Consider the following 23841-nt stretch of genomic DNA (forward strand, 5'->3'; position numbering starts at 1 on the left):
ACTGATTCGCTGGTCGGTCCAGGAGATCCGCTGCCTCGCCGTGCGGCTGGCGCAGCGGCGCATCTAGCCCGCCCACGTTGTCGCGTGGTCGCTATGGCGACGCGCGCATCAGGCGGCCACCCGAAACGCCCATTTCAAATGCCGAGCGTCAGCCGACCCGAGACATCGACGCCCTAAGCCCAGCAAAACAGGCTGACGACGAAAAGCCGAAAAATGCAACTGTAATGCTAGTAATTTGAGTTAGAAGTTTTTTGGCAGAAGCGTTTGACGTTGGCGAGGATGGCGTCGGCTGATTTGGTCCAGACGAATGGCTTTGGCTGGGCGTTGGTCTGATCGATGTAGGCGTGGATGGCGGTCTCCAGATCGCCCATGGTCTGGAACACGCCGCGTTGAAGCTGGCGCCGCGTCAGCAGCGCGAACCAGCCCTCGACGACGTTGAGCCATGAGGCCGAGGTCGGGGTGAAGTGCAGGTGCCAGCGCGGGCGCTTCAGCAGCCAGTCGTGGATCAGTTTGGTCTTGTGGGTGGCGGCGTTGTCGAGGACGAGGTGGACGTCGAGGTTTGCCGGCACGCTCGCCTCGACCTGATCGAGAAAGGCGCGGAACTCGACCGAACGATGCCGGGGCGTACAGCGGCCGATCACGGTCCCCGTCTGCACGTCGAGGGCAGCGAACAGATCGGTCGTGCCCTGGCGGCAATAGTCGTGGGTCCGGCGCTCGGGCTGGCCGGGCCGCATCGGCAGCACCGGCGCGGTACCGGTCAGCGCCTGGATCTGAGGTTTCTCATCGACGCACAGCACCACGGCGCGGTGGGGCGGGGCCATGTACAGGCCGACGACATCACGCACCTTGTCGACGAAGGCCGGGTCGGTCGACAGCTTGAAGGTCTCGGTCCTGTGTGGCTGCAAGCCGAAGGTGCGCCAGACCCGCGAGACCATGGTCTGGCTCATTCCGACCCGCTTCGCCATGGCGCGCGTCGACCAGTGGGTGGCGTTCTCCGGCTGGCCTTCCAGGGTCAGCGTGATCATCGCCTCGATCGCAGTGTCCTCGACGGCACGCGGCGCACCGGAGCGGGGCAGGTCGATGAGGCCGTCGAGGCGGTGGGCGAGGAAGCGGGCGCGCCAGGTCGTGACGCTCGGACGGCTGACCCCGAGGCTGCGGGCGATGCCGGTGTTCGTGGAGCCGGGCTCGGCGCAGGCCAGCACGATCCGGGCGCGCTGGGCCAGCGCCTGACCGATCTTGCGGCGGCGGACCAGGCCTTCCAGCCGCGCGCGCTCATCTTCGGTCAGATCAAGCTCGGCCGGCTTGGGACCACGGGCCATCGCAGAAACCTCCTCGCGGACGTCCGGCAGATGGCTCTCGACTCCCAAAACCGCAAGGGAACCTCTAACTCACTCCACTAGGCCAACCAGGGTCGCGGGCGTCAAAAGGAATGCCGCGGTGAGCATTCGTTCCCCTGCACGCTGACGGGGTCGGCTGCGGCTGCGGCAAGGGCGGCCGCGAGAGCTGCGATAAGAGCCGCCTTGATAATCGCAAACGACTTCCGACTTCTGGTACGGCGGCCAGGTCGATGTTGTGTCCCTCGGCGGCCAGGGCCTTGCGCACGAGGTACTTTACTGAAACCCGGCGGCTTAGCGCCTCCTTCCGTAGCGCCGTCCTCACCAGATCCGGCACCTCAACTTTGAGGGCCGTGCCCTTCATATGAGCAATGGGAACTTTGGGGGCAGTCGGGGCTGTAGCGGGAACCGGCTCAGCTGCGTTAGCGGGCGCCACCGGCTCCTCGGCCCGCGCCTTGGCATTCCAGCTCTGAAGGAGGCAAGGCCGACATCAGGGAGGGGTGGTTCGGTTCGTCAATGAGCGCTGAACAGTAAGAACGCCTGTTAACGGTTCGGTATTGATAGGGAACTAGAACACCTCATAGTTCGAGGTGATGTCATGCGTGTTCTGCTAATCGAAGACGATGTCACTGTCGCACATAGCATTGATCTAATGCTCAAGTCCGAGAGTTTCGTCACCTATGCCACCGATCTTGGCGAAGAAGGCATAGACCTCGGCAAGCTCTACGATTACGACATCATCCTCCTCGACTTGAACCTGCCCGACATGTCGGGCTACGAGGTGCTGCGCAACCTGCGCGTAGCCAAAATTCAGACTCCCATCCTCGTCCTGTCCGGCATGGCCAGCATTGAGGACAAGGTGAAGGGTCTGGGCTTCGGGGCCGACGACTACCTCACCAAGCCGTTCCACAAGGACGAGCTGGTCGCCCGCATCCACGCCATCGTGCGCCGGTCGAAGGGCCACGCCCAGTCGGTGATCACCATCGACGACCTGATCGTGAACCTCGACCAGAAGACCGTCGAGGTCGGCGGCGCCCGGGTGCACCTCACTGGCAAGGAGTACCAGATGCTGGAACTCCTCTCGCTGCGGAAGGGCACGACGCTCACCAAGGAGATGTTCCTCAACCATCTCTACGGTGGCATGGACGAACCCGAGCTGAAGATCATCGACGTGTTCATCTGCAAGCTGCGCAAGAAGCTCGCCAACGCCAGCCAGGGCAAGAACTACATCGAGACCGTCTGGGGTCGCGGCTACGTGATGCGTGACGGCACAAGCGAGATGCAAGCTATGGCTGGCTAAAATTATCCTGCTATAATTTAGAAAGATTTCTAACCCCGGTTGATGTTACGTTCACATGGGCACAAATGTCCTGCTTCACACGTGCAGGTACACCATGGACGAGAATTCAGAGACCATCGAGTGTGGGGCGGCAGACTACATGGAGCTGACGACTGGCCTCGTCGAAGCCTATGTGTCGAACAATCACGTACAAGGCGCCGAGCTTGCGACGCTGATCGCCAACACGCACGCTGCGCTGACTGGGCTCGGTAAGGAAGCTACCACCCAGGCTCCAGCAGCCGACAAGCCCATCCCTTCCCAGATCCGGAAGTCGGTCACTCCCGATGCGCTGATCAGTTTCGTCGACGGCAAGCCGTACAAGACGCTCAAGCGCCACCTCAGCGGCAATGGGATGACGATCAAGCAGTACCGGGAGTGCTATGGCTTGCCGCGGGACTACCCCTCGACGGCGGCGAGCTACTCCGAGCAGCGCTCTGCGCTCGCTAAGAGCCTCGGCCTCGGAAACCGGCGCAAGAAAGCTGCCCCCGATGGCTTCGGAGCCCGCTGAGACTGTCTCTCCCGAGCCGAAGCGCGCTGTTGGGCGGCCGCGGAAGGCCAAGGGGAATACTACCGAGCCGTAAAGCTCAGGTAGACCGGCTGCAGAGGGGGACGGCCAAGCTATGTGGCCGATGCAGGCACAGGTAGCAAAATTGTGAGCAACTCAATCGTACGTAATGTGGTTTGAGGGCTCTGGCTGCTCTGGCCACCCCGACACATCAAGAGAAAGCTGCCCACAAGATGACTGCCCCCTACAAGCCGAAGCTAGCCACCGACGCTGATCGCACCATCGGGAGCCGCATCGCAGCGCTTCGTGCCGCCCAGGGTCTGAGCCAGACGGTGCTTGGGCAAGCGATCGGTGTCAGCTTTCAGCAGGTGCAGAAGTACGAGAAGGGTCGCAACCGCATCGGCGCAGGCCGGCTGCAGGCGATCGCAGACACCATGCAGTTGCCAGTCGAAACCTTCTTTGCGGGTCAGGCAGGGGCGGGGGATAGTGAGGGCACCGCGTCGACGTTCTTCGACGATCCAAAGGTGATGGAACTCGTGCTGGCATTCATGAGCATCTCCGACGAGACGACGCGGGATAGCGTTCTGTCAATCGTGAAAGCGGCGGCGACCCTTCGGCGGGGTTAGGCGCAGCAAACAGACCCAAGCCAATCAGGCTACGTAGAAATTGCGTTTGATTGCATCAAATACAACTTATAAGCGATAATGGCGACACTTCGAGGGTTGCCATGGCTGCGCGAACGAGCCTCATCGTCCTGATAGTCGCTGCCTACATAGGCGGAGCGGTCGCTCTCCATGTATGCTGGCAACACAGTTTCCTGTTGGCCCTCCTGGCGGCGCCGTTCGGTGGCAGCCTTGCAGCTATCTCCGCCGCCTTGTTGCTTTACCTGCGCGACCCTAATGCTCGGAACCGGCCATCTGGGCCTGAACAGCGCATATCATCCGAACTATTGGCCCGGATTTCCTGATCTTGGTGCGATCGTCGGTGTACCGCCCAAGGGTGCTCATCGGACAACCAAGCAATTCCTTCAAGCCCTCCGCCGGTGTGCAGGCTGATCATTCGTGCCTCTCATGCAGGTACGGTCATGCCTTTGAGGAACGCCTTTCAAACGGTTTAGTTGGTCCCGGCATAGGTTGGGAGAGACATCGTGCGGACCATAGCTAAAGCGGCGGCAGTCGCGATTATCACACTCGTTAGCGTTGGCGCAGCTGAAGCGAAGGGCTGTATCAAGGGTGCTATTATCGGTGGCCTCGCCGGTCATTACCTAGCCGAGCGAGGAGTAGTTGGTGCGGTTGCCGGTTGTTTGGCGGGACGCGCTTTGGCTAATCGCCGCGCTCAACGAGAGATCGATTATGGTGCTCGCGTACAGCCGCGCAGCCCAGGGTATGGCGCGCCGCAGCGCCCCTCGCGCGGAGAGTATGGGTACTGAGAGCTGGCTAAACCGAGCGGGGCGTCAAGTGTCCGCCCCGCCGACCTCACCGTTACGAAAAACCGTTACCTGCGTGTCCCTTAGTGGCATTCGCTCGGTGGCTGTAATCGGCCGCCTTCGGATTTTTGGCCGCTCTGGCCCATGAGTCGCGCAAGGTTGATAGACCGTACCTTTGCTTCAGATCACATCTACGGTGCCCGCCCGACGTGCCAAGCCAGGCGGATGCTCATGCGACCCAACCTCGCATAGCCACATTGACCGCCCTCACCTGCCTACCCTCTGTGAGCGTTGCACAGAGCCGGCCAGAGCATGACGAAGACCACGCCTCGAATCAGCCCCAGGCGAAGACGCGGCTAACGACATCGATTCGGAGGTGCTGGCGCGCTGCCGCCGCCAAACCGCAGATCAGAAGCTGAAGGGGCCAGCTCGCGGCGCGCGAGGCATTCTTAGGCACCTGCGTGACGCCGAGGGGTCAAGGTCAGGAGCCGCACTGTGATTTAGTCTACGTCACATGATGGCGTTGTTACGTCGATACATCACTCATCGCCTCGGTCCAGCGCATCGCAGTCCCGCCCGTGCTGCCACAGAGCCATTTGGCCTGCCCCCTGGAAAGTGGCTCTTCGCCGGGTTTGGTGGATCAGGCTGCGAGGAGGAACCGTCGGCGGAGGAGATCGAGGTTGGCGCGGCCGTACATGGCGCGCTTCAAGAGCTTGAGACGCGTGATCTGCCCTTCGGCCTGCCCACTGCTCCAAGGCAGCGTCAGCGCAGCCCGCACGGCGTCTCCGTCCTGACCGAGGCTGACAGCAAAGTTCTCCACGATGCGGACGCCGCAGGTTTGCGCTTCGCAGAGCCATTCATCGAACGCCGTGACATCCGATCCCCCGACGACTGCGGGCCACAGCGGCTCCGGACGATCCAACAGAACCGGCGGGCGAGATCGACGACCTTGGCCGCCTCGGTATCCTGCAGGACGCGCGCGACCACTGCGGCAGCCTCGGGATCAAGGTCTTTGGGCTCACGCAGGAGATGCCAGGATAGCTGCTTGGATGAGGCGAGGGGTGATGCGGTGGAGATCGCAACACGGATGTCAGCTGTTGCTGGCGGCGACCGGATGGTCATTCCAGCCGGGCCTGCGCGCCGCTCGGATAACCAGCGACGCACCTGCTTCGCGGTGCCGGCGAATCCGATACCCTGAAGTTCGCGCCAGAGCTGCGTCGCGTTCTCGCACCCCTCATCCAGGCGGACATGCAGGTGCCCGAGATAAGGATCGAGCATGCTCGGCTGCGGCTCGCGCATGCCGTTCCGGGGGAAGCTCGCGGCGAAGGCGTACTTGCGCACCGTGGCCCGGGCCAAGCCGGTCTCGCGTTTGATGCGCCGAAGCGACTGTCCCTCCGCATGGCGGCGACGCACGTCATCGTAGGCCGCTTCCCATCGGCCGCGGGCCGCAGCTCGCGCGAGCATCTCGGACGGTGCGCGTGGGAAGGCCGTGACGCGCCGGATCGAGGGCGATGACGGCGCCACGGCCGGCAACAGCTTCAGACGCGGATGGACGCGGGCGAGCCAGCGCTCGACCATTTGCCGGGTATTGAGCAGGAGATGCCATCGGTCTGCGACCTGAACGGCATCGGGCGCACCCATGGTGGTCCCACGCGCATATTCGGTCGAGCGGTCCCGTGCCACGACCTGGATCTGCGGGTCTCGCCGGAGCCGAGCCGCCAGCGTCGCGGCCGAACGATCCGGCAGCAGGTCGATGGCATGGCGGCGTTCGAGGTCGACCAGGATGGTGCCGTAGGTTCGGCCTTTGCGCAGGGCCCAGTCGTCTACCCCGACGATGATCGGTTTGGATCGGGTCGGCAGCGGCCATTTGCGGATGCCCCTCAGCAGTGTCGTGGCACTGGTCGGCATCGCCAGGTGCGGCAGCAGCCGGGCGGCGGGCGTGGCACCGAGCGCCAGCGCGGTCCGAACCTGGGCATCGGCCAGCCGGCGGGTCCTCTGAGCGTAGAGGGCCTCAAGGTTCCCGCTCGTCAGCCGAAGCGGTCGCGCCTCTGGCTCAACGACGGCTCCTGCCTGCGGCTGCGGCCGGAGCGGCCTGACCACGTCTGGTCCTACGACTTCGTCGAGAACCGCACGCACAACGGGCGCAAGTACCGGATGCTGAACGTCATCGATGAGTTCACCCGCGAGTGTCTGGCCATCCGCGTATCCCGCAAACTGAAGGCGCTGGACGTGATCGACGTGCTCTCGGATCTGTTCAGCTTACGCGGTGTGCCAGGCCATGTCCGCTCGGACAATGGACCGGAGTTCATCGCCAAGGCCGTTCAGGACTGGATCGCGGCGGTGGGATCGACGACTGCCTACATTGAGCCGGGCAGTCCGTGGGAGAACGGTGATTTACGAGAGCTTCAACGCAAAGCTGCGGGATGAACTCCTCAACGGCGAGGTGTTTTACACCCTCAAGGAGGCCAGCGTCGTGATCGAGCAATGGCGGAAGCACGACAACGGCATCCGGCCGCACTCGTCGCTCGGCTACCAGCCGCCTGCGCCAGAGGTCGTCATCTGGCCAACCGAACCGAGCGGATCAGTGCCGTCCGCTCGTTCTGCCATCGTCACACGACCGACGATGCACTAACTTCGAACCTGGGCCACCGAACGGGGGCAGGCCAGTTCGGCGATGGCGTCTTCGATCCCATCGAGTCGCTCCCTCGGGTGTACGGGTATGGTTTTCGTATTCATAATCCATTCAACGCCTCAATAGGTAGTGTCCAACACGCATCGGTTGCGGCCACCTGTCGCTTATCCCTTGAGGTTGCATATCGGGGCTCGATACAAGGTGAAATTCCCCTGGCCGGGATAGAAAATTTCGATGCCGAAAATGAAGCAGCACCAAAACCGGACTTGCCCCGAGGCGTTTCAGCGAGCCCTCGATGCACTTGATGTGATCGGGCGATGGGAATGGGATGCAGCCACCGATCTTGCTCGATCGGATACGTTCGTAGCCCTGCTGTTCGACGTTGATCCGGTAGAAGCCGAAACCGGTGTCCCGATCACTGAGTACGTCAATGCCATCCATGCTGAGGACCGGGAACGCGTCGTCAACTTGATCCGCAGCAACGCTCGCGAAGGCAGCACATACCTAACCGAGTACCGCGTACACTCGGCTGATGGCCGGACGCGGTGGGTATTGTCGCGGGGCCGTTTCAACAGCGACCATGTTGGCAGGCCAGTAGGTGGAAGCGGCATCCTCGTGGATGTCACCCAGATGCGGATGAACGAGGGCACGTTCTTTGAGGCCGAGATCAATCCAGCGGAGCCGCCATTGGAGCGGGCCGCCGACCACGCGATGGCGGCCCAGCAGGCGATCGTCGAGTTGGAGGACCCGGTCCTGAAATCTCAGGCGGATGCGCTCTTGCTTGGATTAGGACGCAAACTGGCCGAGCAAGAAGTTCAGGGGCAGCGTAAGAGCATGAATTGAGCACCGCTGGGCTCGACCCCGCCCCCCGATCTGATCGCAGGCTGGCGGGGAGGCCGTCTATCTCCACCGGTGGTCCAGCTGACACGCAACGTCGCTAGAAATGCAGGATGGGACGCGGCAGTTAGTGGGCTGTACAGCCGTCTTGAAGCGAAGCGTCCCGACGCGGGATCACTAGCGCATCAATGCGATGCTACCCTTCGTTGAAGAAGTCCACGTTGCCCGTATCCAGACTGTAGGCGGCGCCGACCACGCGCAGCTTGCCGTTCTTCTGCGGATCGGTAAGGATAGGCTCTGCAGCCGAGCGCAAGCGGGCTACCGTGCGGTCGACGTTGGCGCGGACCGAGTTTTCCACGAGGTCTCCCGGCTTATCCCGAACCGAAAGTACCGCCGGCACGATCGGCTCGATCATCTGGCCGATGGCGCCCGGGAAGGTGGTGTTGTTCTTGACCACGCTCACGGCTGCCTCGACGGCACCGCAGCGGCTGTGGCCCATCACCAGGACCAACGGGACGCCGAGTTGTGCCACGGCATACTCGATCGATCCGAGCGCCGTCGTGTCGATGGTGTTGCCGGCATTGCGCACGATGAACAGCTCGCCGAGGCCGCGACCGAACAGGATCTCTGGGGAGACGCGGCTGTCGGAGCAGCTCACCAGCACGCAGAATGGCGTCTGTCCCAGGGCGATCTCGATGCGCCGTTCCCGACCCTGCGCGGAGCGCACCGGCGAGTCCGTCAGGTAGTTGGTGTTGCCGTCCTTCATGGCCTTCAGAGCCTGATCCGGCGTCATGTCGGTCTTCTTCGCGTTCGGTGAAGCGGCCAGGGCCAGGCTTCCTGTAGCCATAGCCGCAATCATCCCGACTCCGAGGCTGCACCCGCATCCAAGAAGGTGTCGACGGCTCAGCGTGTGCATCGTGATGTCCCCCGGTAGCCCATGCTGTTGTCGACAAGCGAGGATACGAAAGTCTGACAGGCAACGATTGCGCACAAGGCCTTAATCCAGTGGTGGTCCGACCAACTGCAATTTTTATTGGTCCCCTGCTGCCTTACCGCTGGCTGTCACCATTGTGGTAGCTGAACAGCGTGTGATTCACCGGCTTGCTTGCCCTTAGGCCTTGGTCCTCGCTGCAGGTGATGGCCCCTTGGTGGCTTTGCTCCAACGAGGGCGGCCCTCTCATTCTTCCCTGACACGGCCATCGCCAACGCCCGGAAATCGTTGCATAGGCGCGGTTCAGCGACCTCTACCGCGTGAGGGTGTGGTCGGCCCCAGGCTTCCGATCAGTTCGCGCGGAGCGATGCTTAGTCCACCCTGCCCAAGGGAGGGGGCATCACGGCCTCGCCTTTCAAGGGAGAGGGATCAAAAGCGTGACCAACACGCCCACTGAGGTTCCAGATCTGGGGAAAACGAGGCCAGCGGAACCGAAAAAGGGCTGCCGACAAGCGGCTGTCGGCCTCGACCGATCAGGCCGGACGGGAATTCTCGCGGGTGGTGGCCTGGGCCGAGCTATGCGTTGAGGGTCTGCAGACGGACGATATGAAGAACGGCGTCGGCCGATGGTTGGACGACCGAAGAAAATGAGAGCGAGCCCGATGATGCGTCCAGCGCAGGTCCGGAGCCGGCCCCTCCGCTTCCGTCGCAGCGTCGTGCGTGATCTGCGCAACCGCATCCGTTTCGCCCTCATCGGCCTGCTAGTCCTTATCGGACTGCACGTTGCCGCGATGATCGCCTTCGAGGGTCTTAGCCTGGGTGAAGCGGTGTGGCTGACCTTCACCACTATCACCACCACTGGTTACGGCGATCTCTCCGCCAAGACACCCAGTGGACGGGCGGCCACCATCGTCCTGATCTACCTATCAGGCATCTTCCTGCTAACCCAGGCGGGGGGAGCTTTCTTCGAGTTCCGGATCCTGCGGCGTGAACGCAAACGTCGAGGCGAGTGGAGGTGGGACATGCGCGACCACATCGTCTTCGTGAACGCCCCGGCCGATGAGCCCGGTGATTATCTGCGTCGCCTCCTAGACCAGCTGCACCGTTCGCACGCCAACTTCGCAAGTGTGCCGTCGCTGATCCTGACAGAGGCGTTCCCGGATGGCCTGCCACCAGACCTCGAAGATGATCCGTTCATAGTCCAGCTCAAGGGACGCTTCGACGACCCCGCGGCACTGGAAGCTGCCGGCGTCGATCATGCCCGAGTGCTCGTCATCCTCGCCGAGCAGGAGGGAGAACGTCTGTCCGATAGCCGGACCTTCGACATCATCCATCGATTGCGCGAGCGGGGTATCAAAGTACGTATCGTCGCCGAGTGCGTCGATGACCAGAACCGTGAGCGCCTGAAGCGAGCAGGGGCTTCGGCGATCGTCAGGCCCTTACGCGGCTACCCGGAGATGATCGTCCGAGCCATCGTTGCGCCCGGCACCGAGTGGATCATCGAGCGCCTGTTCTCGAGCGAGGGTGACGAGTGCCTTCGCTTCGACGTCAAGATTACCAATGTTGTCTGGGCGGACGTTGTATCAGCCATCTTGAACGAGAATTTCGGCACGCCGGTGGGCTACGCGGATGTCCAGGGTGAGCCGCATAGCAACCCGCCGCCACATACTGCCGTCACAGGGGAGGCCTTGTTCGTCTTGGTCGACGAGACCCAGCGACCAAGCAGCGTGTCGATCCAGAGGTTGCTCGACCGGCTGGCCGGCAGCAGAGCCGTTTGAAAACTGCGATCACAGAACGCTACGCTCGAACGGTAGCTCATCCTGACCGCTCTGCGTGTCACGCCCGCTGCGACGATCGAGGAAGCGTAGCACGGGCGTGACTGTCACCCCGTGCAGGACGATGGATACCAAAACAGTCAGCCCGGCCGTCGCCCAGAGCAAGTCCGGCGCCTCGAACCGTGCGTGGTTCAGCGCGAACGCGAGATAGTACATCGTGCCGAGTCCCCGGATGCCGAAGAAGGAGATCACGGCTTTTTCGTCAGCCGGTAATCCCGAGCCGAGTAGTCCAATCCAGCCGCTGATCGGGCGTACGATCAGAAGGGCGAGGATGACAAAGCCGACCGCCGAGAGGCTGAGACCATCGAGTAGGCCACCGGCCCCAAGTGCCAATCCGAACCCGACGAGCAGGACCATCATCAGCAGGCGCTCGAGTTCCTCGGCGTAGGTGTGCATCTTCTGATGGTAGTCGTGGCTGTGATGAGAGGCGCGCAGCGCCAGTGCAGCTGCGAATACACCGACGAAACCGTAGCCGTCAGCGACCTGGACGATCCCGTAGGTCAGGCAGGTTGCCCCGAGAGCCACGAACCCGTCGCCGGTGCGAGACAGCTTGGACGCGTTCGGCAGGTGGAAGATAAGCCAGCCGAGACCTCGTCCGATCAAGCCTCCGAGTGCCGCCCCGACGACGATCTTCCAGACCACGTCGACGGTCAGCCAGTGACCTAGCGACAGATCAGCGAAACTGCCGGCACCGGCGAGTACGATGGCGAGGTTGACGAAGGGGAAGGCGAGCCCGTCATTGAGGCCGGCCTCCGAGGTCAAGGCAAAGCGCATCTCGTCCTCGCCCCCTTCTGTGGGATGCCCTACTTGGACATCGGAGGCGAGGACTGGATCGGTCGGGGCGAGGGATGCGGCCAGGAGCAGAGCGGTTGCTGGCCCAACCTCGAGGAGCGCCCAGGCGAGCACGGCCAGTGCCAGGATGGTCAGTGGCATGGCAATGCCCAGTAGCCGCCAGGTCACGGCCCAGCGGTGCCAGCCGATCAACCGGTCGATCTTAAGTCCAGCTCCCATCAGCGAGATGATGACCACACCCTCAGTGGCATGCTCGACCAGTGACAGGTGCTCGGAAAGCTTCAGAGGCAGTCCGGCGACTACGGGTAGCAGGGACAAAACCGCACCGGCGCCGACACAGCAGATGGGCAAAGACAGCGGGAGTGCCCGGAGTACCATCGGCAGCCATGCCGTCAGCAGGACCAGGGCACCGAACCCGGCGAGGACGACGACATAGGTTTCCATTGTAGGGCGAACCAATCTTGGATCGCGCCGTTCCGTGAATGCCCCAACATTCGTATCGACGACATCGCGAGGCGTGCAGCGCACAAGCATGTGACGACGGCCGGCCGTGGGCCGGTTCCCTGCGTCCCGCTCGTGGAGCCGCGGCCGGGCAGTCGCGTGAGGGTCGGTGCGGCGGGGGAACTGCACACTGCAGGCGCCGGCTCATGGCCCTCAGTCACGGCTTCAGTCAAAGCCCCGACTGGACGCTGCCAGAGACGTGGACGAGCCCCATGGAACCGGACGACCAGATCCCAGATGAACAGATCCGCGAACGGGCTCGTGACATCGGGACCGACATCATCGGCCTGAAGGTTATGACCTGCAGTTCTGGCTCATGGCTGAGCGGGAGCTGAAGGCGGAGCGCAGGGCTGACACCGCCGCGAAAACCGTCGTTCCAACTGTGTGATGGCATCCCGGCTATCTTTGTTGCCCCCAGAGGCGCAAGGTGCCGACATCACCGGATCGGCTGAACCAGGCTCCGGTGGCTGAGGACCCTGTGCCCTCGCCTGTGACGAACAGGCAAGCTCATGGCAGACCTTCTTCAGTATCCGACACAGCCCCGCTCGCGACATGCCCGGCGGGCCTATCAGGTCCGCAAGTTCGCCGCGGACGGTGGCATGAAGACATCGCGGACCATCACAGCCCGCAACGATGCCGATGCTACCCGCCAGGCCTTAGATCTCGCCGATCAGCACGGTGCTGAACTGTGGTCGGCTAGTCGCCTCGTAGGGCAATTCGGGCTGCTGGACGATCCAACCGCAATCTCTATCAAGATGCTGGCTGATCGATCGACAATCGGCTGTTGAAGGCAGCGTTCCTCATCCGCTTGTCATGGACAGCTTGCATGGTAGATCAGAACCGGTCGTTGATGTGCCCAGTGATGCGCAAGCTGATCACGATGATCGCGCGCAAGTCGCGATCACCCGGTCTTCATGAGCATGGTCAGTTGATTGATCAGCTCACGGCCCTTGAGGTCGAAGGCGTGGCTAAGGACGCTCCGTCGCGGACGTTGGAAGCCATTCGGTCCACGCGGCTGAAACTGCGGGTTGGGAGTTTGATCCTGAAAACTCCGCTTCGCCGAGGGCACTGAGCGGCATGACATGTTCATGGAGGCCCAATGCAACCTGCTGATGCAGCCGGCACCGAGGCGGCTCCGACCTTTACGTAATCTGCAGGCTCTTCCCGGGTGACGCAGGTGGGATCGCTAGGTCTCTGACCACTGTTATCCAGCGAGGGGAATGGAGAAGAGGTGACTGTGAGGTTCCAGACGAGCTTAGCGGTTACGGCTCTTGTCGCCGGGCTAGCAGGCCCAGCTCCGGCTTGCGCTTGGACTTCACCGGGCTGCACCAATCTCCCCGAATATGAGCGCGCCCTCGGCGCTCTCCAGGGTATGACGAGCGCCTGCGATATGAGCATCGAAAAGGCGACCAGGATCGCGGCTGCTCACGGATACAGACCAGGAGGCTTGTTCGGGGCGCTCCTGAGTAGTCCGTCCCGTCCGGTAGCCGAGGCGGTTCCGATCTCGGGCTACTCGCAGAGCCGCGGACCTCGGCTTTACCACCGCCGCGCTCGCCACGGCGCCGCACATCGCCGTGAAGCCGTCGCTCGCTGAAGGCATGAGAACCGAGCAGGACGCTTGCGGATTGAGGCCGAGCGCTTAACGAGGCACAGCGTTCAAGGAGCGTGATCATTCGGTCGTCGTTTGCGTGATGCGGGCCGAAGCGACGTCCTACTCAGAGTTGGCAGCTGCTCGGAACAGCGAGTGGAATGCAAGACGTCGAGTGTGTCTGATCCGCTCTCGCCCCAACGGTATGGACCAGTTTAGCTCCCCTGAACGAGGGGCTGTCCATGAACCGATACATCGCCGCCATCCTGCTGACCACGGTTGGGCTAGGCGCTTGCCAAACAGGCGCTCCAGGATCGCAGCCATCCGCTTCAGGGCTCCGGGGTGCCGCGCTCCTCCAGGAAGAGGTCGCCCGCCTCAAAGCGGATCGCGATGCCGGTCGGATCAGCTACACGGAGTGGGCTGAACGTACCCAGGCGGCTGCGCGAGCCAGTGTGCCGCTGAGCGCGCAAGAAGAGGACGCGCTGGAATCCCGCAAGCAGCTCGCACGCCGTGTGGACGCTGGAGAAATGACGCCGGCCCAGTTCGATCGCGAGAATGAACGCGCCCTGCAGCAGCTGAAGGCTCAACGCGGAAGAGCCTGACCGACGACAGCTAGGCTCGCGCCTGCTATAAAACCGCCTCTTCCCGTCAGCGCGCCCGAGGCGTTCGCGACACCGCAAAGCGTGCGGCGGGCAAGCACGTGACGACAGGCGATCTCCGGGCCAGTTCCCCGTAGGGCGCCCGTGAAGCCTCGGCCGGGCGGTCGCCGTGAGGGTCGGTGCGGCGGAGGAACTGGACACCGCAAGCGCCGGCCCATGGCCCGTTATTGTAGGCGGCTCGATCCAGCGTTGGCCCTGATCCATCGCGGCGAGAGAATGTCGCCGTCCTGTCTGGTGATCCAGGGCTGCGCATCGTCTGCGTCTATGGCTTCAGCCGCTGCCGCAAGGGCCTGGCGTGGCGTTGGGAGCTCGTGACCCTGCGCGATGTGCGCTGGGTCCCCGCCAGGCCACACACTCAGCGCGGCGCGCTTTTCGAGGTCAGCTCACGTCATGCTCTGCTCACGGCTGTTGCGGGAGCGAGAGTGCCTACCGCCGACATGCGGCGAGCGAGGGACAATCTGGTTAACGGTCGGTGTCTACAGACCGTATCGCGACCAGGCAAATGCGACCGCACGCTCAATTGAAATAGCTGAGCCGTGAATACGGAGGCGGTGAGGCCGCTCCATTCGATTGAGGTTCAGCGGTTGCGAGGTGTTCCGCTCGTCCAGCTTGGCTTCGGGCCTGATCCGGCGTCGTTGGCTCCCGTGCTGTTCGTGGTGCCGGAGCGGCTCATCCCACCAGTTGAAGGGCCGCTGCCGGCCGCACCCGGGGATGAGCCTCAGCCCGCATCGTTCGGGCCGGTACTGTTTGCGGTTCCTGAACGGCTTGAGCCGCCAACTCCACTTTCAGCAGCGAAGGCTGTGCTGCCGAGGGCGAGAATGGCTGCAACAACAAGCAGTGGTGCCTTCATAAGCGTTCTCCTATTGACCCGCCTCCCGAGCTTTGGGACCCTTGGACAGCTTTACGGTAATCGTCTTTCCGTGAAGCTGTTTCTCGATTGGATAGTAGCTGCTCGTAGGCGTCGCCAACCGTTCGTGGCTCCCGACAAGAAGCCTTAATGAAAGCTCGGATCGTTCCTGCAGCCGGGCTGAACGGCACCCGTGAAGTCACGGTTAGCTATCCCGAGAGAGCAAGCGGAACGGCAAGCTTGGCAGTCGGTTCCACCGACATGAAACGCCACAGATCCACCCTCGCCACCACCGCGATTGCTGCCTTCGGGCTGCTGGTCGCCGCCCACGTCCTACATCCGGGCAACTACGAGAGGTCGGAACGTTTGTTAGGGTCGGTGTAGTCGCTGATGGAACGGCGGCCGGGCCGACGATCTGGGCCGATCCTCCGCATAGGCTACACGGCAGTGAGCCTGCTGCGTTGATGGCGGACAGCGCCGCGCTGTTGGCACATCGCCCAACGATGCCCGTACCGCCGGGGGAGAAAATTGCCCAGGCTTTCGAGCGCCTTGATACATCCAGCTGCCCAGAGCAGGACCGCCGACGGCGATCCGATCGGTGACCTGATCCGCAATCTTGACCGCGATCAGGATAGCTGACTGCTTTCTCAGCCGGATCTCGGGCGTAGGGTCCACCGAATGGATCCCCCATCGCCTTGCGCCGGAACAGCGTTTTTCGACGCCGTCTCTGATGCTCCGGCCGGTCGTGGATCATGTGGTCGCGCTGGCAGAAGGCCGCGAGGTTGGCGTCCGCGTTGTCGGCCGTGTCGTGGTCTCGTTGCACGGCTGCCAGAACGACATGGGGTCGGCGAGCGCGACCGAGGATATCAACGCCAGACCTGATTCGGATCCGGCTGCCCCAGCCATCGCGCCAGCGGCTGGCCTCAGCGTCCCACCAGCGTCCATCGCCGAGGTGGTAGACCAATCTGCCCGTGCGGTCGCCCGCAGCGCTCACAGCGGCCCTGCGCCCGACCAAAGCGGATCGCCGTCGATACCTCGCGCCAGTCTATCGGATAGAATAAGCGGTGTTCGGGCCGGATCGGCATGGTGGCGGCCCTGTGCCACAGGTCGTGAAAAAGCGTAGCGATACAACCTCCAAGAAGGCAGAGCCCGACCTGGCGACAGCAAAGGACGTGGCAGCTTACGAGGTGCCGACCACCTCAAGCGCCCGCTTCTGCAAGGAGGCCGGGACGTTCTGCGAATTCGCACAGCGGGTCTGATTGCGCCCGCTCGCCTTGGATTCGTAGAGCGCCGTATCCGCGAGGCGGTAGAGGTCCGTCAGCGCGATGGCTGGCTCGCCCGTCGGCACGGCACACGCCAGCCCAATGCTCACCGTGACCGCTCCTGGCCCAATGCCGGCTGATCCGATGGCCAGGGTTGATACCTCGGCGTGGACCTTCTCCGCGATGCGCAGGGCACCTGCCTGATCAGTATCCGGTAGGAGGATGGTGAATTCCTCACCACCCACCCGGCAGACGAGATCGTGGGGGCGATGAACGCTGGCCGACAGGCGGCGTGCTAAGCCTTGCAGCACCTCGTCGCCGACCTGATGGCCGTAGTGGTCGTTGAAGCGCTTGAAGTGGTCTGCATCGACGATCAGGAGGGAGAGCGGTTTACCCAAGTGCTTCGCGCTGCCCCCCGCCCGGCTGAAGGCGTCCTCGAACGCGCGGCGGTTCGGCAGGCCTGTCAGGACGTCCGTCAGCGACAGCTTGGCGAGTTCGGCCTGCATCGCTGATCGGCGGCGCAGTTCACGCCCGAACAGGAGCGACAGCGCGACGGTCAGCCCGCACAGCGCTAGCACGATGACGCTGATCACAAGCGCCTTCTGACGCCACTCGGCCTCGATCTCTCTCGTGCCAAGTGCCACGTTGAGGATCATCGGCAGATCTCCCACCTGCATAAAGGTGTAGAACCGCTCTACGCCGTCACGCGCCGATGGACCGACGAAGCTGCCGCTGCGGCTGCCCGCGAACCGCGCGAAGTTCGGGCCACCCGCTATGTTCACGCCGATGTCGGGGACAGCGTAGGGGTGGCGCATGACCCGCGTGCCATCACGCAGGTACAGGTTGATCGCTCCGTCGCGCCCGAGACCGATCCGGTCGAACAGGTGTGTGAAAAAGGACAGCTTCAGGGTTCCGAGGACAACCCCGCCGAATGTGCCATCGGGCTTGTCGATGCGACGGCTGAGCACGACGATGTGGGTGCCCGTCAGTCGGGAGACCAGCGGTTCGCTGATGTAGAGGCCGAGATCGGACCGGGCCTTATGCGCTTGGAAGTAGGCACGGTCAGCGTTGTTCACCTTGCGCGCGGACAGGGTACTCGCGTCGATGATGCTGTCGCCGTTCTCGTCGAGGACCAGCATGACGCCCAGGTCCTGGGCCGTAGCAGCGCGATCAAACAGGACGAGCTGGCGCAGCGCGGGGCTGAGCTGATCGAGGCCCGGGGTTTTGAGGTTTTCGACCACGGCGCGCAGCGAGAGATCGTACATCTCGATGTTGCGGGCAATGTCGCGCTCAAGGACCTGGAGGAGGTTCTTGGAGGTCTGCTCGGCCTTGTCCCAAGCATCCTGCCGCAGATCGAGCAGCATGAGGCCGGAGACCACGACCATACCGAGGGGCGCCAGAACGCCGAGTGCGATCCAGGTGCGGGCGGAACGGAACGGATGCGTCAGGCGCTGCATCGAGGGCATCAGGCACCTCGCGATCGCGCCTACACTGGCGTTACCGTAGCATGTAGGTCTTAAGCCGCCCTTTCGTGCTGATGAGACCTGCGACCGATGCATCTATCTACGTACCCCCATCAAGGCAGTTGTGACCAAGCGCGATGCATGCCGGGACGAAGCCAAGCGCCTGGAAGCCCGACGGTCACCGATCCAGGTACCGTCGCCCATGCCTCACCATGATGGCATCGCAACTCGCCAGACGGTCATGGCGAGTTGGATTCCTAACACCCGAGCGTCAGCCGATGACCGGTCCGGCGTCATCCGCTGATGCGACCGGGTCAGCCGATGAGACGTCCAGGATTCTGATGTGGCTCGAATGTTTGTATCTTGCGTCGATCCGGTATGAATGAGGGGCCTCTGAAATGGGGGCACCCCGATGTCGGACGAGAGCCAGCCGCAAACCCCACCCCCGGGCGTCCCGGTTGGACACCCCCGGCCCGGAAGTCCCGCAAGGGAATGTCGAAGCGGCTGAAGCACAGCATCGACGCCCATGCCGAGACCGAGGCAGGGCGCCGACAAGCCCGTCAGAAGATCGGAACGCCGAAGCGCGATGACGTTGGCAGGGCGGTGCTGCACGCGATGCTGCGGGGCCTACAAAGCCACCGGATCTGGAGGAGCCGCAAAGCCTACGGCGCTACACAATCCGTCTGCTGGGTGCGGCGCTATTCGACAAGGGAGAGGCCGAGCGGGTGATGGCAGAAATGCTGGTTCGGGCCGACCACAACCGAAAGGAGTAGATCTACGGCCGCAAGTTCTGGGTGTGGCGCGATTGCGAGTGCCAAGGACCCCGCCCCGAGCGTCCGGCCGCTCCCAAGGGCAAGGTCCGGTCGATCCCGCGTCGACCGGACGGCACGATGCACTGGACGAACACGACTCCGCGCCCGCCGGGTTCGAAGCGCCGGAGCGCGTTACCGGATGACCTCAGCTGAGCGGTTCTCGGCTTGGTGCTACTAACGGGAGGCCCAGGGGGCGAGGTGTTTTCTTGTGCGCCTGAAAGGTCAGCTTACCGCCCAGAGCAACGGGACCGGACCGGCCAGGAACAGGGCCGAGGACAGGAGCACGGCGAAGTGCTCGCGGTGATAGAGGGCGAAGGCATGAGCTCGGGCGAACATGAGATGAGGCGGATCGAATGGAAGCATCATGCTCACCCTCGAACCTTGACCGATCGGAGGCATTCCGCACCCTCCATAGGCGGTCTTCGAGCACCGTCGCATCCGAGCCACGGACGGTTGGAAGTGCTGTTGCGCACGCCCCGGTGATCAAATCGGGCGTATCCATGTCATCAAGGCTGTCCTCCGCCCCCTCAGGCGGCCCGATCAAGCGGCGCAGTAACCTTCTAGGTTACTGCGCCGTTGTCGTTTCAGTATCTATGTGAGTGCAATGGAGCTGATCGCCTAAAAAAACACTTTGCCTCCTTGGCACAATGCCGAGCGTGAATCGCTTCCACATGCACCAGCCATAAGCAACGTGTTGAATCGATTGACGTCAGTCAGCTGGCGATACGTTGCCCCTGCCGTTTTGCCTGCTCGAACTCTTGCAGGTCGAGGGCGAGCTGAAGGATCTGCGTGCTCTTCATCCGGACGGGATCCAGAGCGCCGCCGATGCCATGGCTTAAATAGACCTCCTGCACCTCCGGTGAACGCAGGGCGCCGCCCATGGTCCAATTCGGGAAGGATCGGCTGGCAACATCGTGGACATTCACAATGGTTGCGCTGGAGTGACGACTGTCGCGTGCGATGCGATTGTAGGTCTCGGTCACCTTGGCCCGTTCACCCTCGAGGATCTGCAAGAACCACGTCTTGTCGAAGATCAGGAAGCCGGTCACGCCGTCGCGGCTGTTGTTGCGCTGCGAGGCAGAGACGATCTCGCGCAGATTCGTGAGCATCTGACGGTCGCCACCGGGAACCGTGTTGCGGCTGTAGTAGACCAACTGATGGATCATTAGGGCTGTGCCTCATTGGGGCCGCCAGCGGCCCTCATCTAACCAGCTATAACGGCCAAGCTGACGAATGATCCTTGATTGATAGCTCCTGTTAGTGGTGTATTTTGCTGCAACAATAACGCTGAGTTAACGCGATTTGCATGCGCCTTGTGCTGTTGGCCAGCGTTGGCATTAGCCCCGCCTAGCCCGATCCCTCTCTTCAGCGCGGACCGCTTCTACCGCGGCGATAACGTTCTCCAGCTCGGCGACCTGACGCATAGAGCCCCCTGACGGCAGCCCATCGTGCTCGGCCACCGCCAAAATGATCGTGCGCTGGTGCGACTTCAGGCGTTCAAGGAGGACGTCGAGCTGGTTGGACATGGGCGGGCTGTAGCCGCGAGAGCGGGTATCGACAGTATACGCATTTCGACAGCTACGTTTACTGAGACTATTCTAGCGGTATGCGCTACGCTTTCGCCGCCCTACTCCTCATGGCTTCATCAGCCAGCGCCGAGCCGTGGACCCAGCCCCCCGATTTGAGTCGCGACGTAGATTCAATGGCCGAGTCGCCGGACAAAGGCCCATCAGGCGAGCGGGACGCCAAGGGCTATTTCGAGCGGCTGGATCGGGCGGGCTTCAACTGTGATGCGCAGGACAAGGCGCCTCGCCGCATCGTCATACAGTGCAGCAACGGACGCGAAAACTCTCTCACCTATCGCTGTGAGTTTGTTGGGGCGGGCTATCTGGATCTCACTGAAGCAACAGTGGATGGACACCGCCTAAGCAAGTCCGAACTTATCATGCATCAATCGGGCGTCTGGAGCGGGGAGCTTCGATCCCCGCCCGGTAGGCGCCTTCCGGCCTCAGACCGTCGCGGACTGTGCGTTCTGAAGCGCCAGGCTGTGCATGTTGGAGATCGACGCCACCCTGCCGGACGATGAGAAGAGTCGCGCCGTCGACGACTTCATCAGCTCCGCCGTGCTACGCGCCGCGGAACTGGCCGAGATCGAGTTCGCCGCCCGCCCGGAGGTGTGCTGATGTCGGTCGAGCGGCCGCCCCATCCCGGCCGCACGTCGCCCAGCGCCGCGCCCTCGACGTAATCCGGTGCGGCGAGACCCCGCGCTGCTCTCCGAAGACGCTGAAGGCCCTGCTCGGCGCTGGGCTGATCGTGGGCGCCGGGGGGCGAGACCCGTCGCGATGCGCTCGGATCCTACCGGGTGCCAAGCTACGCCATGCCGATCCCGGTTCACTTCGCCTGGTGCTCGGCCGTCGCCTCGGGGGACAAGGAGATGGCTGCGTTCGAGGCCGAGCTGGAGGGGCTGCACTGACTGCCTCGCGCGCACACGCTCTTGTGGAGGTGGCCTTGGAAAGGCGGTTCAGCGGCCACTCAGACGAAATGCGTTGGCAGGACATTTGCCACCCTTCAGAGCCGATCAGCCGAGGTTCAAGCCATGCACTACGTCATTCACGGGCGATGCGAGGAAACCGCTCCGACTATCTTGATGTCGGCTGGGCTTGGCGGCTTGGGCTCATACTGGAAGCCTCAAATTGATGCTCTCGGCGCACAGTACCGTGTCGTGGTCTACGACCACCGCGGGACGGGTAAGAACTGGGAAGAGCTGAGTGCCGAATATTCGATAGCCGATATGGCTGATGATGTGCTCGACGTTCTTGATCGAGCAGGCGTGCGACGCTGCCACTTCGTCGGCCACGCGCTCGGTGGTCTGGTCGGCATAGATCTCGCCCTGCGTGCAGCGGGACGCCTGTCGAGCTTGGTTCTCGTCAATGCGTGGGCGAAGGTCGACGCCCACACCCGGCGCTGCTTCGATGCCCGTACCGCGCTTCTGAAACACGGAGGTCCCGAAGCTTACCTCCGGGCCCAGCCGATCTTTCTCTACCCCGCTCCCTGGCTGTCGCAACATCCGGAGCGCGTGGCACGGGAGCAAGCCGAGGGTGTCCGGCATTTCCAAGGGAGCCACAATCTTCATGCTCGCCTTGGAGCACTCCTCGCGTTCGATGCCGAGGCGCGACTGGGTGAAATCCAGGTACCAACTCTGGTCGCAGCTTCGCGCGACGATGTGCTGGTCCCGTACACGCGCTCGGAGGATCTCGCTCGCGCCATCCCGGCTTCGCGCTTGGCGCTAGCTGCTGAGGGCGGCCACGCCCATTCAGCCACAGGCCCTGATCGGTTCAACGCCGATCTGACAGACTTTCTCAAGAAGGTCATCCATGCCCGCCACCCCCATTGAGGCCGCTGCTGACGCCTTCCTGCGCATTGTCGTGGAGAGCGAGGGGAGAGCAGCGCCGCCGCCAACCCCCGCTCGGCCAAAGGCCGGCCGTGGTTGACTCCATGGCGCCCGTGGAAGTTGATGACTTCGACGTGGCCGGCCTCGCCGCGGATCCAATTAGCGCCGCCTGCTGGGCCTAGCTACGCCGGGTCGGCCATGCCCTACACGCTGCCAAACCGGACGAGGACTTTGTCGGCCTGTCCGTCGAGATCGCGGGGATGGACCCTGCCCATTCCGGTTGGCGCGCGATCGTGCTCGAAATGGCATCGCACGGGATCAGAGGGCGCTCGTCGTGACCGGCCTATACCAGCGAGTTTAGCCCATGGCGCCTAGCCTCTATCAGCAGGCACGACGCCGCTGCTCGATCCCTCAAGCGAAGTGCGTGGGCAGGCTCAGTGCCTGCGCGTAGGTCATCAGTACGAAAGCGCCGCCGATCAGCGTGGCGGCTATGGTGATGCGGTTGGCCCAGGTCATCGTCGTCTCCATCGGGTTCGCGACTGTCGTCGCGGTGTGATCCCGATGTATGCCCAGGCTTTCAGGTCCGACGTGTTCTGGAACACCAGCGCCGTAAAAGGTCGATAGATTTTCCGCTGAGAGGATACGGGCGGCTCACTCGCGCACGCGCGAGTGAGAAACCTCGGTGACCCTGACCCACCAAACTGGTCCGCGCTGAGCGCAAGTGCTTCGGGCATCCTGAACCCTGAAGGAGGGTGGATGCCATGCCTCGCAAGCGCTTTACGAACGAACAGATCGCCTTCGCCCTTCGGCAGGCGGAGAACGGCGCGACGGTGGACGAGGTCTGCCGGAAGATGGGTGTGTCCGAGCCAACGTTCTACCGCTGGAAGAAGCAGTTCGTCGGCATGGGCGTGCCGGAGATCCGGCGGCTGAAGCAGCTGGAGGACGAGAACAGCAAGCTCAAACGATTGGTGGCCGACCTGACGCTGGATCGCTCGATGTTGCAGGATGTCCTGAAGCGAAAGTGGTAAGGCCCGGCGCTCGCCGTGAAGTCGCCGGCCACCTGCAGGTGGCCTACGGCATCAGCGAGCGTCGGGCCTGCCGGGCCACCGGTTTTGGCCGCTCGTCCCAGCGTTACAGGAAGCGCTCTGACCCGCAGGTTGCGCTGCGGATGCGGCTGAAGGAACTCGCTGCCGCGCGGGTGCGCTACGGCTACCGACGGCTGCATATCCTAATGCGACGGGAGGGCTGGGAGGTGAGCCACAAGCCCACCCCCTCGCAGATCCGGAAGTCGGTCACTCCCGATGCGCTGATCAGCTTCGTCGACGGCAAGCCGTACAAGACCCTGAAGCGGCACCTCAATGGCGTCGGCATGACGATCGAGCAGTACCGGGAGCGCTACAGCTTGCCGCGCGACTATCCCTCGACGGCCGCCAGCTACTCCGAGGCGCGCTCCAAGCTCGCCCACAGCTTCGGCCTCGGTCAGAAGCGTAAGAATGCGGCTCCGAAGGCCGCCGAGCCCGCTGAGACCGTCTCCGATAAGCCCAAGCGTGCCGGCCGGCCGCGGAAGGCCAAGGAGGCCTAAGGAGGGGCTGATTAGCGCCTTCTGGAAAAGGTCGCGCCGGCGATCCTGACCGTCACGTTGATAGACATGGCGGCAGGTCCGTAGGGGATATGAAGGCCTCAAGCT

At 63.1% G+C, this 23841-nt stretch carries 19 protein-coding genes and 5 pseudogenes; 14 read left to right on the forward strand and 10 right to left on the reverse strand.

The features are described 5' to 3' along the window. Nucleotides 1–227 precede the first annotated feature (227 nt). Nucleotides 228–1319 carry an IS630 family transposase gene (locus ACYQPG_RS18990; protein WP_461231468.1) on the reverse strand — a complete coding sequence of 364 codons (1092 nt, stop codon included), beginning with the start codon at nucleotides 1317–1319 and terminating at the stop codon, nucleotides 228–230. A 613-nt stretch (nucleotides 1320–1932) separates the two neighbouring features. Here ACYQPG_RS18990 and ctrA point away from each other — a divergent pair. The 4 genes from ctrA to ACYQPG_RS19010 all read left to right on the forward strand — a co-directional run bounded on the left by ctrA (nucleotide 1933) and on the right by ACYQPG_RS19010 (nucleotide 4607). Next, nucleotides 1933–2634, forward strand: coding sequence for a response regulator transcription factor CtrA (ctrA, locus tag ACYQPG_RS18995; RefSeq protein ID WP_461231469.1), 702 nt, complete (start codon nucleotides 1933–1935; stop codon nucleotides 2632–2634). Between the two features lie 94 nt (nucleotides 2635–2728). Then, nucleotides 2729–3181 carry a Ros/MucR family transcriptional regulator gene (locus ACYQPG_RS19000; RefSeq protein WP_306440327.1) on the forward strand — a complete coding sequence of 151 codons (453 nt, stop codon included), beginning with the start codon at nucleotides 2729–2731 and terminating at the stop codon, nucleotides 3179–3181. A 230-nt stretch (nucleotides 3182–3411) separates the two neighbouring features. After that, nucleotides 3412–3804 carry a helix-turn-helix domain-containing protein gene (locus tag ACYQPG_RS19005; protein WP_147940992.1) on the forward strand — a complete coding sequence of 131 codons (393 nt, stop codon included), beginning with the start codon at nucleotides 3412–3414 and terminating at the stop codon, nucleotides 3802–3804. A 521-nt stretch (nucleotides 3805–4325) separates the two neighbouring features. Beyond that, entirely contained in the window at nucleotides 4326–4607 is a 282-nt protein-coding gene (locus tag ACYQPG_RS19010) for a hypothetical protein (protein ID WP_147940994.1), read from the forward strand. A gap of 637 nt (nucleotides 4608–5244) precedes the next feature. Here the strand turns inward: ACYQPG_RS19010 and ACYQPG_RS19015 are convergent. Further along, nucleotides 5245–6620: pseudogene (locus ACYQPG_RS19015) on the reverse strand (ISL3 family transposase); the annotation flags it as partial. Here ACYQPG_RS19015 and ACYQPG_RS19020 point away from each other — a divergent pair. Together ACYQPG_RS19020 and ACYQPG_RS19025 are read left to right on the forward strand one after the other, a co-directional pair. Continuing rightward, a pseudogene (locus tag ACYQPG_RS19020) lies at nucleotides 6609–7236 on the forward strand (integrase core domain-containing protein); the annotation flags it as partial. The pseudogenes ACYQPG_RS19015 and ACYQPG_RS19020 sit on opposite strands and share 12 nt — an antisense overlap. 234 nt (nucleotides 7237–7470) lie before the next feature. Continuing rightward, the gene (locus ACYQPG_RS19025; RefSeq protein WP_461231470.1) at nucleotides 7471–8079 is read left to right on the forward strand and encodes a PAS domain-containing protein; all 609 of its coding nucleotides are present in this window, start codon (nucleotides 7471–7473) and stop codon (nucleotides 8077–8079) included. 190 nt (nucleotides 8080–8269) lie between these two features. Here ACYQPG_RS19025 and ACYQPG_RS19030 read toward each other — a convergent pair whose 3' ends face one another. Then, nucleotides 8270–8866 (reverse strand): carbonic anhydrase, encoded by a 597-nt coding sequence (locus ACYQPG_RS19030; protein WP_461231471.1) that lies wholly within the window; start codon nucleotides 8864–8866, stop codon nucleotides 8270–8272. 800 nt (nucleotides 8867–9666) lie between these two features. On the opposite strand from ACYQPG_RS19030, the gene ACYQPG_RS19035 reads away from it, so the two are divergent. Beyond that, nucleotides 9667–10782, forward strand: coding sequence for a potassium channel family protein (locus ACYQPG_RS19035; protein ID WP_147940996.1), 1116 nt, complete (start codon nucleotides 9667–9669; stop codon nucleotides 10780–10782). A gap of 9 nt (nucleotides 10783–10791) precedes the next feature. Here the strand turns inward: ACYQPG_RS19035 and ACYQPG_RS19040 are convergent, their stop codons facing one another. Then, the gene (locus ACYQPG_RS19040) at nucleotides 10792–12075 is read right to left on the reverse strand and encodes a cation:proton antiporter (RefSeq protein ID WP_461231472.1); all 1284 of its coding nucleotides are present in this window, start codon (nucleotides 12073–12075) and stop codon (nucleotides 10792–10794) included. 358 nt (nucleotides 12076–12433) lie between these two features. Here ACYQPG_RS19040 and ACYQPG_RS19045 point away from each other — a divergent pair, with 358 nt between their 5' ends. The 3 genes from ACYQPG_RS19045 (at nucleotide 12434) to ACYQPG_RS19055 (ending at nucleotide 13204) form a co-directional block, all read left to right on the forward strand. Next, entirely contained in the window at nucleotides 12434–12520 is an 87-nt protein-coding gene (locus ACYQPG_RS19045) for a hypothetical protein (RefSeq protein ID WP_246692889.1), read from the forward strand. 121 nt (nucleotides 12521–12641) lie between these two features. After that, nucleotides 12642–12920, forward strand: a complete 279-nt coding sequence (locus ACYQPG_RS19050) for a hypothetical protein (protein WP_147940998.1) — start codon at nucleotides 12642–12644, stop codon at nucleotides 12918–12920. 74 nt (nucleotides 12921–12994) lie between these two features. Next, entirely contained in the window at nucleotides 12995–13204 is a 210-nt protein-coding gene (locus ACYQPG_RS19055; RefSeq protein ID WP_246692888.1) for a hypothetical protein, read from the forward strand. Between the two features lie 845 nt (nucleotides 13205–14049). On the opposite strand, the gene ACYQPG_RS19060 is transcribed toward ACYQPG_RS19055, so the two are convergent. The 6 genes and pseudogenes from ACYQPG_RS19060 to ACYQPG_RS19085 all read right to left on the reverse strand — a co-directional run bounded on the left by ACYQPG_RS19060 (nucleotide 14050) and on the right by ACYQPG_RS19085 (nucleotide 20289). Beyond that, entirely contained in the window at nucleotides 14050–14307 is a 258-nt protein-coding gene (locus ACYQPG_RS19060) for a hypothetical protein (RefSeq protein ID WP_147941000.1), read from the reverse strand. A gap of 1580 nt (nucleotides 14308–15887) precedes the next feature. After that, nucleotides 15888–16311, reverse strand: a pseudogene (locus tag ACYQPG_RS19065) (HNH endonuclease); the annotation flags it as partial. 95 nt (nucleotides 16312–16406) lie between these two features. Further along, nucleotides 16407–17954 carry a sensor domain-containing diguanylate cyclase gene (locus ACYQPG_RS19070; protein WP_461231473.1) on the reverse strand — a complete coding sequence of 516 codons (1548 nt, stop codon included), beginning with the start codon at nucleotides 17952–17954 and terminating at the stop codon, nucleotides 16407–16409. A gap of 1031 nt (nucleotides 17955–18985) precedes the next feature. Next, on the reverse strand, nucleotides 18986–19129 hold the full coding sequence (locus ACYQPG_RS19075) for a hypothetical protein (RefSeq protein ID WP_187278617.1): 144 nt from the start codon (nucleotides 19127–19129) through the stop codon (nucleotides 18986–18988). A 347-nt stretch (nucleotides 19130–19476) separates the two neighbouring features. Beyond that, nucleotides 19477–19917, reverse strand: a complete 441-nt coding sequence (locus tag ACYQPG_RS19080; protein ID WP_246692952.1) for a BLUF domain-containing protein — start codon at nucleotides 19915–19917, stop codon at nucleotides 19477–19479. A gap of 183 nt (nucleotides 19918–20100) precedes the next feature. Next, nucleotides 20101–20289, reverse strand: a complete 189-nt coding sequence (locus tag ACYQPG_RS19085; protein ID WP_147941459.1) for a hypothetical protein — start codon at nucleotides 20287–20289, stop codon at nucleotides 20101–20103. A gap of 525 nt (nucleotides 20290–20814) precedes the next feature. Between ACYQPG_RS19085 and ACYQPG_RS19090 the strand changes: the two genes are divergently transcribed. The 4 genes and pseudogenes from ACYQPG_RS19090 to ACYQPG_RS19105 all read left to right on the forward strand — a co-directional run. Then, nucleotides 20815–20946 carry a hypothetical protein gene (locus ACYQPG_RS19090; protein WP_461231474.1) on the forward strand — a complete coding sequence of 44 codons (132 nt, stop codon included), beginning with the start codon at nucleotides 20815–20817 and terminating at the stop codon, nucleotides 20944–20946. Nucleotides 20947–21359: 413 nt separating this feature from the next. Beyond that, the gene (rutD, locus tag ACYQPG_RS19095) at nucleotides 21360–22157 is read left to right on the forward strand and encodes a pyrimidine utilization protein D (protein WP_147941460.1); all 798 of its coding nucleotides are present in this window, start codon (nucleotides 21360–21362) and stop codon (nucleotides 22155–22157) included. Nucleotides 22158–22915: 758 nt separating this feature from the next. Then, nucleotides 22916–23424 (forward strand): annotated as a pseudogene (locus tag ACYQPG_RS19100) (transposase); the annotation flags it as partial. Beyond that, nucleotides 23410–23736, forward strand: a pseudogene (locus tag ACYQPG_RS19105) (MucR family transcriptional regulator); the annotation flags it as partial. The pseudogenes ACYQPG_RS19100 and ACYQPG_RS19105, both read left to right, overlap by 15 nt. Nucleotides 23737–23841 lie beyond the last annotated feature (105 nt).

The organism is Methylobacterium sp. CM6246 (assembly GCF_054818005.1).

Bases quoted from the DNA above. Each gene is read 5' to 3' on its own strand.
- ACYQPG_RS19030 (WP_461231471.1), bottom strand. From the start codon at position 8,866: ATGACGCCGGATCAGGCTCTGAAGGCCATGAAGGACGGCAACACCAAC.
- ctrA (WP_461231469.1), top strand. From the start codon at position 1,933: ATGCGTGTTCTGCTAATCGAAGACGATGTCACTGTCGCACATAGCATT.
- ACYQPG_RS19070 (WP_461231473.1), bottom strand. From the start codon at position 17,954: ATGCCCTCGATGCAGCGCCTGACGCATCCGTTCCGTTCCGCCCGCACC.
- rutD (WP_147941460.1), top strand. From the start codon at position 21,360: ATGCACTACGTCATTCACGGGCGATGCGAGGAAACCGCTCCGACTATC.
- ACYQPG_RS19050 (WP_147940998.1), top strand. From the start codon at position 12,642: ATGGCAGACCTTCTTCAGTATCCGACACAGCCCCGCTCGCGACATGCC.
- ACYQPG_RS19040 (WP_461231472.1), bottom strand. From the start codon at position 12,075: ATGGAAACCTATGTCGTCGTCCTCGCCGGGTTCGGTGCCCTGGTCCTG.
- ACYQPG_RS19075 (WP_187278617.1), bottom strand. From the start codon at position 19,129: ATGATGCTTCCATTCGATCCGCCTCATCTCATGTTCGCCCGAGCTCAT.
- ACYQPG_RS19090 (WP_461231474.1), top strand. From the start codon at position 20,815: ATGTTGGAGATCGACGCCACCCTGCCGGACGATGAGAAGAGTCGCGCC.
- ACYQPG_RS19000 (WP_306440327.1), top strand. From the start codon at position 2,729: ATGGACGAGAATTCAGAGACCATCGAGTGTGGGGCGGCAGACTACATG.
- ACYQPG_RS19085 (WP_147941459.1), bottom strand. From the start codon at position 20,289: ATGTCCAACCAGCTCGACGTCCTCCTTGAACGCCTGAAGTCGCACCAG.
- ACYQPG_RS18990 (WP_461231468.1), bottom strand. From the start codon at position 1,319: ATGGCCCGTGGTCCCAAGCCGGCCGAGCTTGATCTGACCGAAGATGAG.
- ACYQPG_RS19025 (WP_461231470.1), top strand. From the start codon at position 7,471: ATGCCGAAAATGAAGCAGCACCAAAACCGGACTTGCCCCGAGGCGTTT.
- ACYQPG_RS19005 (WP_147940992.1), top strand. From the start codon at position 3,412: ATGACTGCCCCCTACAAGCCGAAGCTAGCCACCGACGCTGATCGCACC.
- ACYQPG_RS19055 (WP_246692888.1), top strand. From the start codon at position 12,995: ATGCGCAAGCTGATCACGATGATCGCGCGCAAGTCGCGATCACCCGGT.
- ACYQPG_RS19035 (WP_147940996.1), top strand. From the start codon at position 9,667: ATGATGCGTCCAGCGCAGGTCCGGAGCCGGCCCCTCCGCTTCCGTCGC.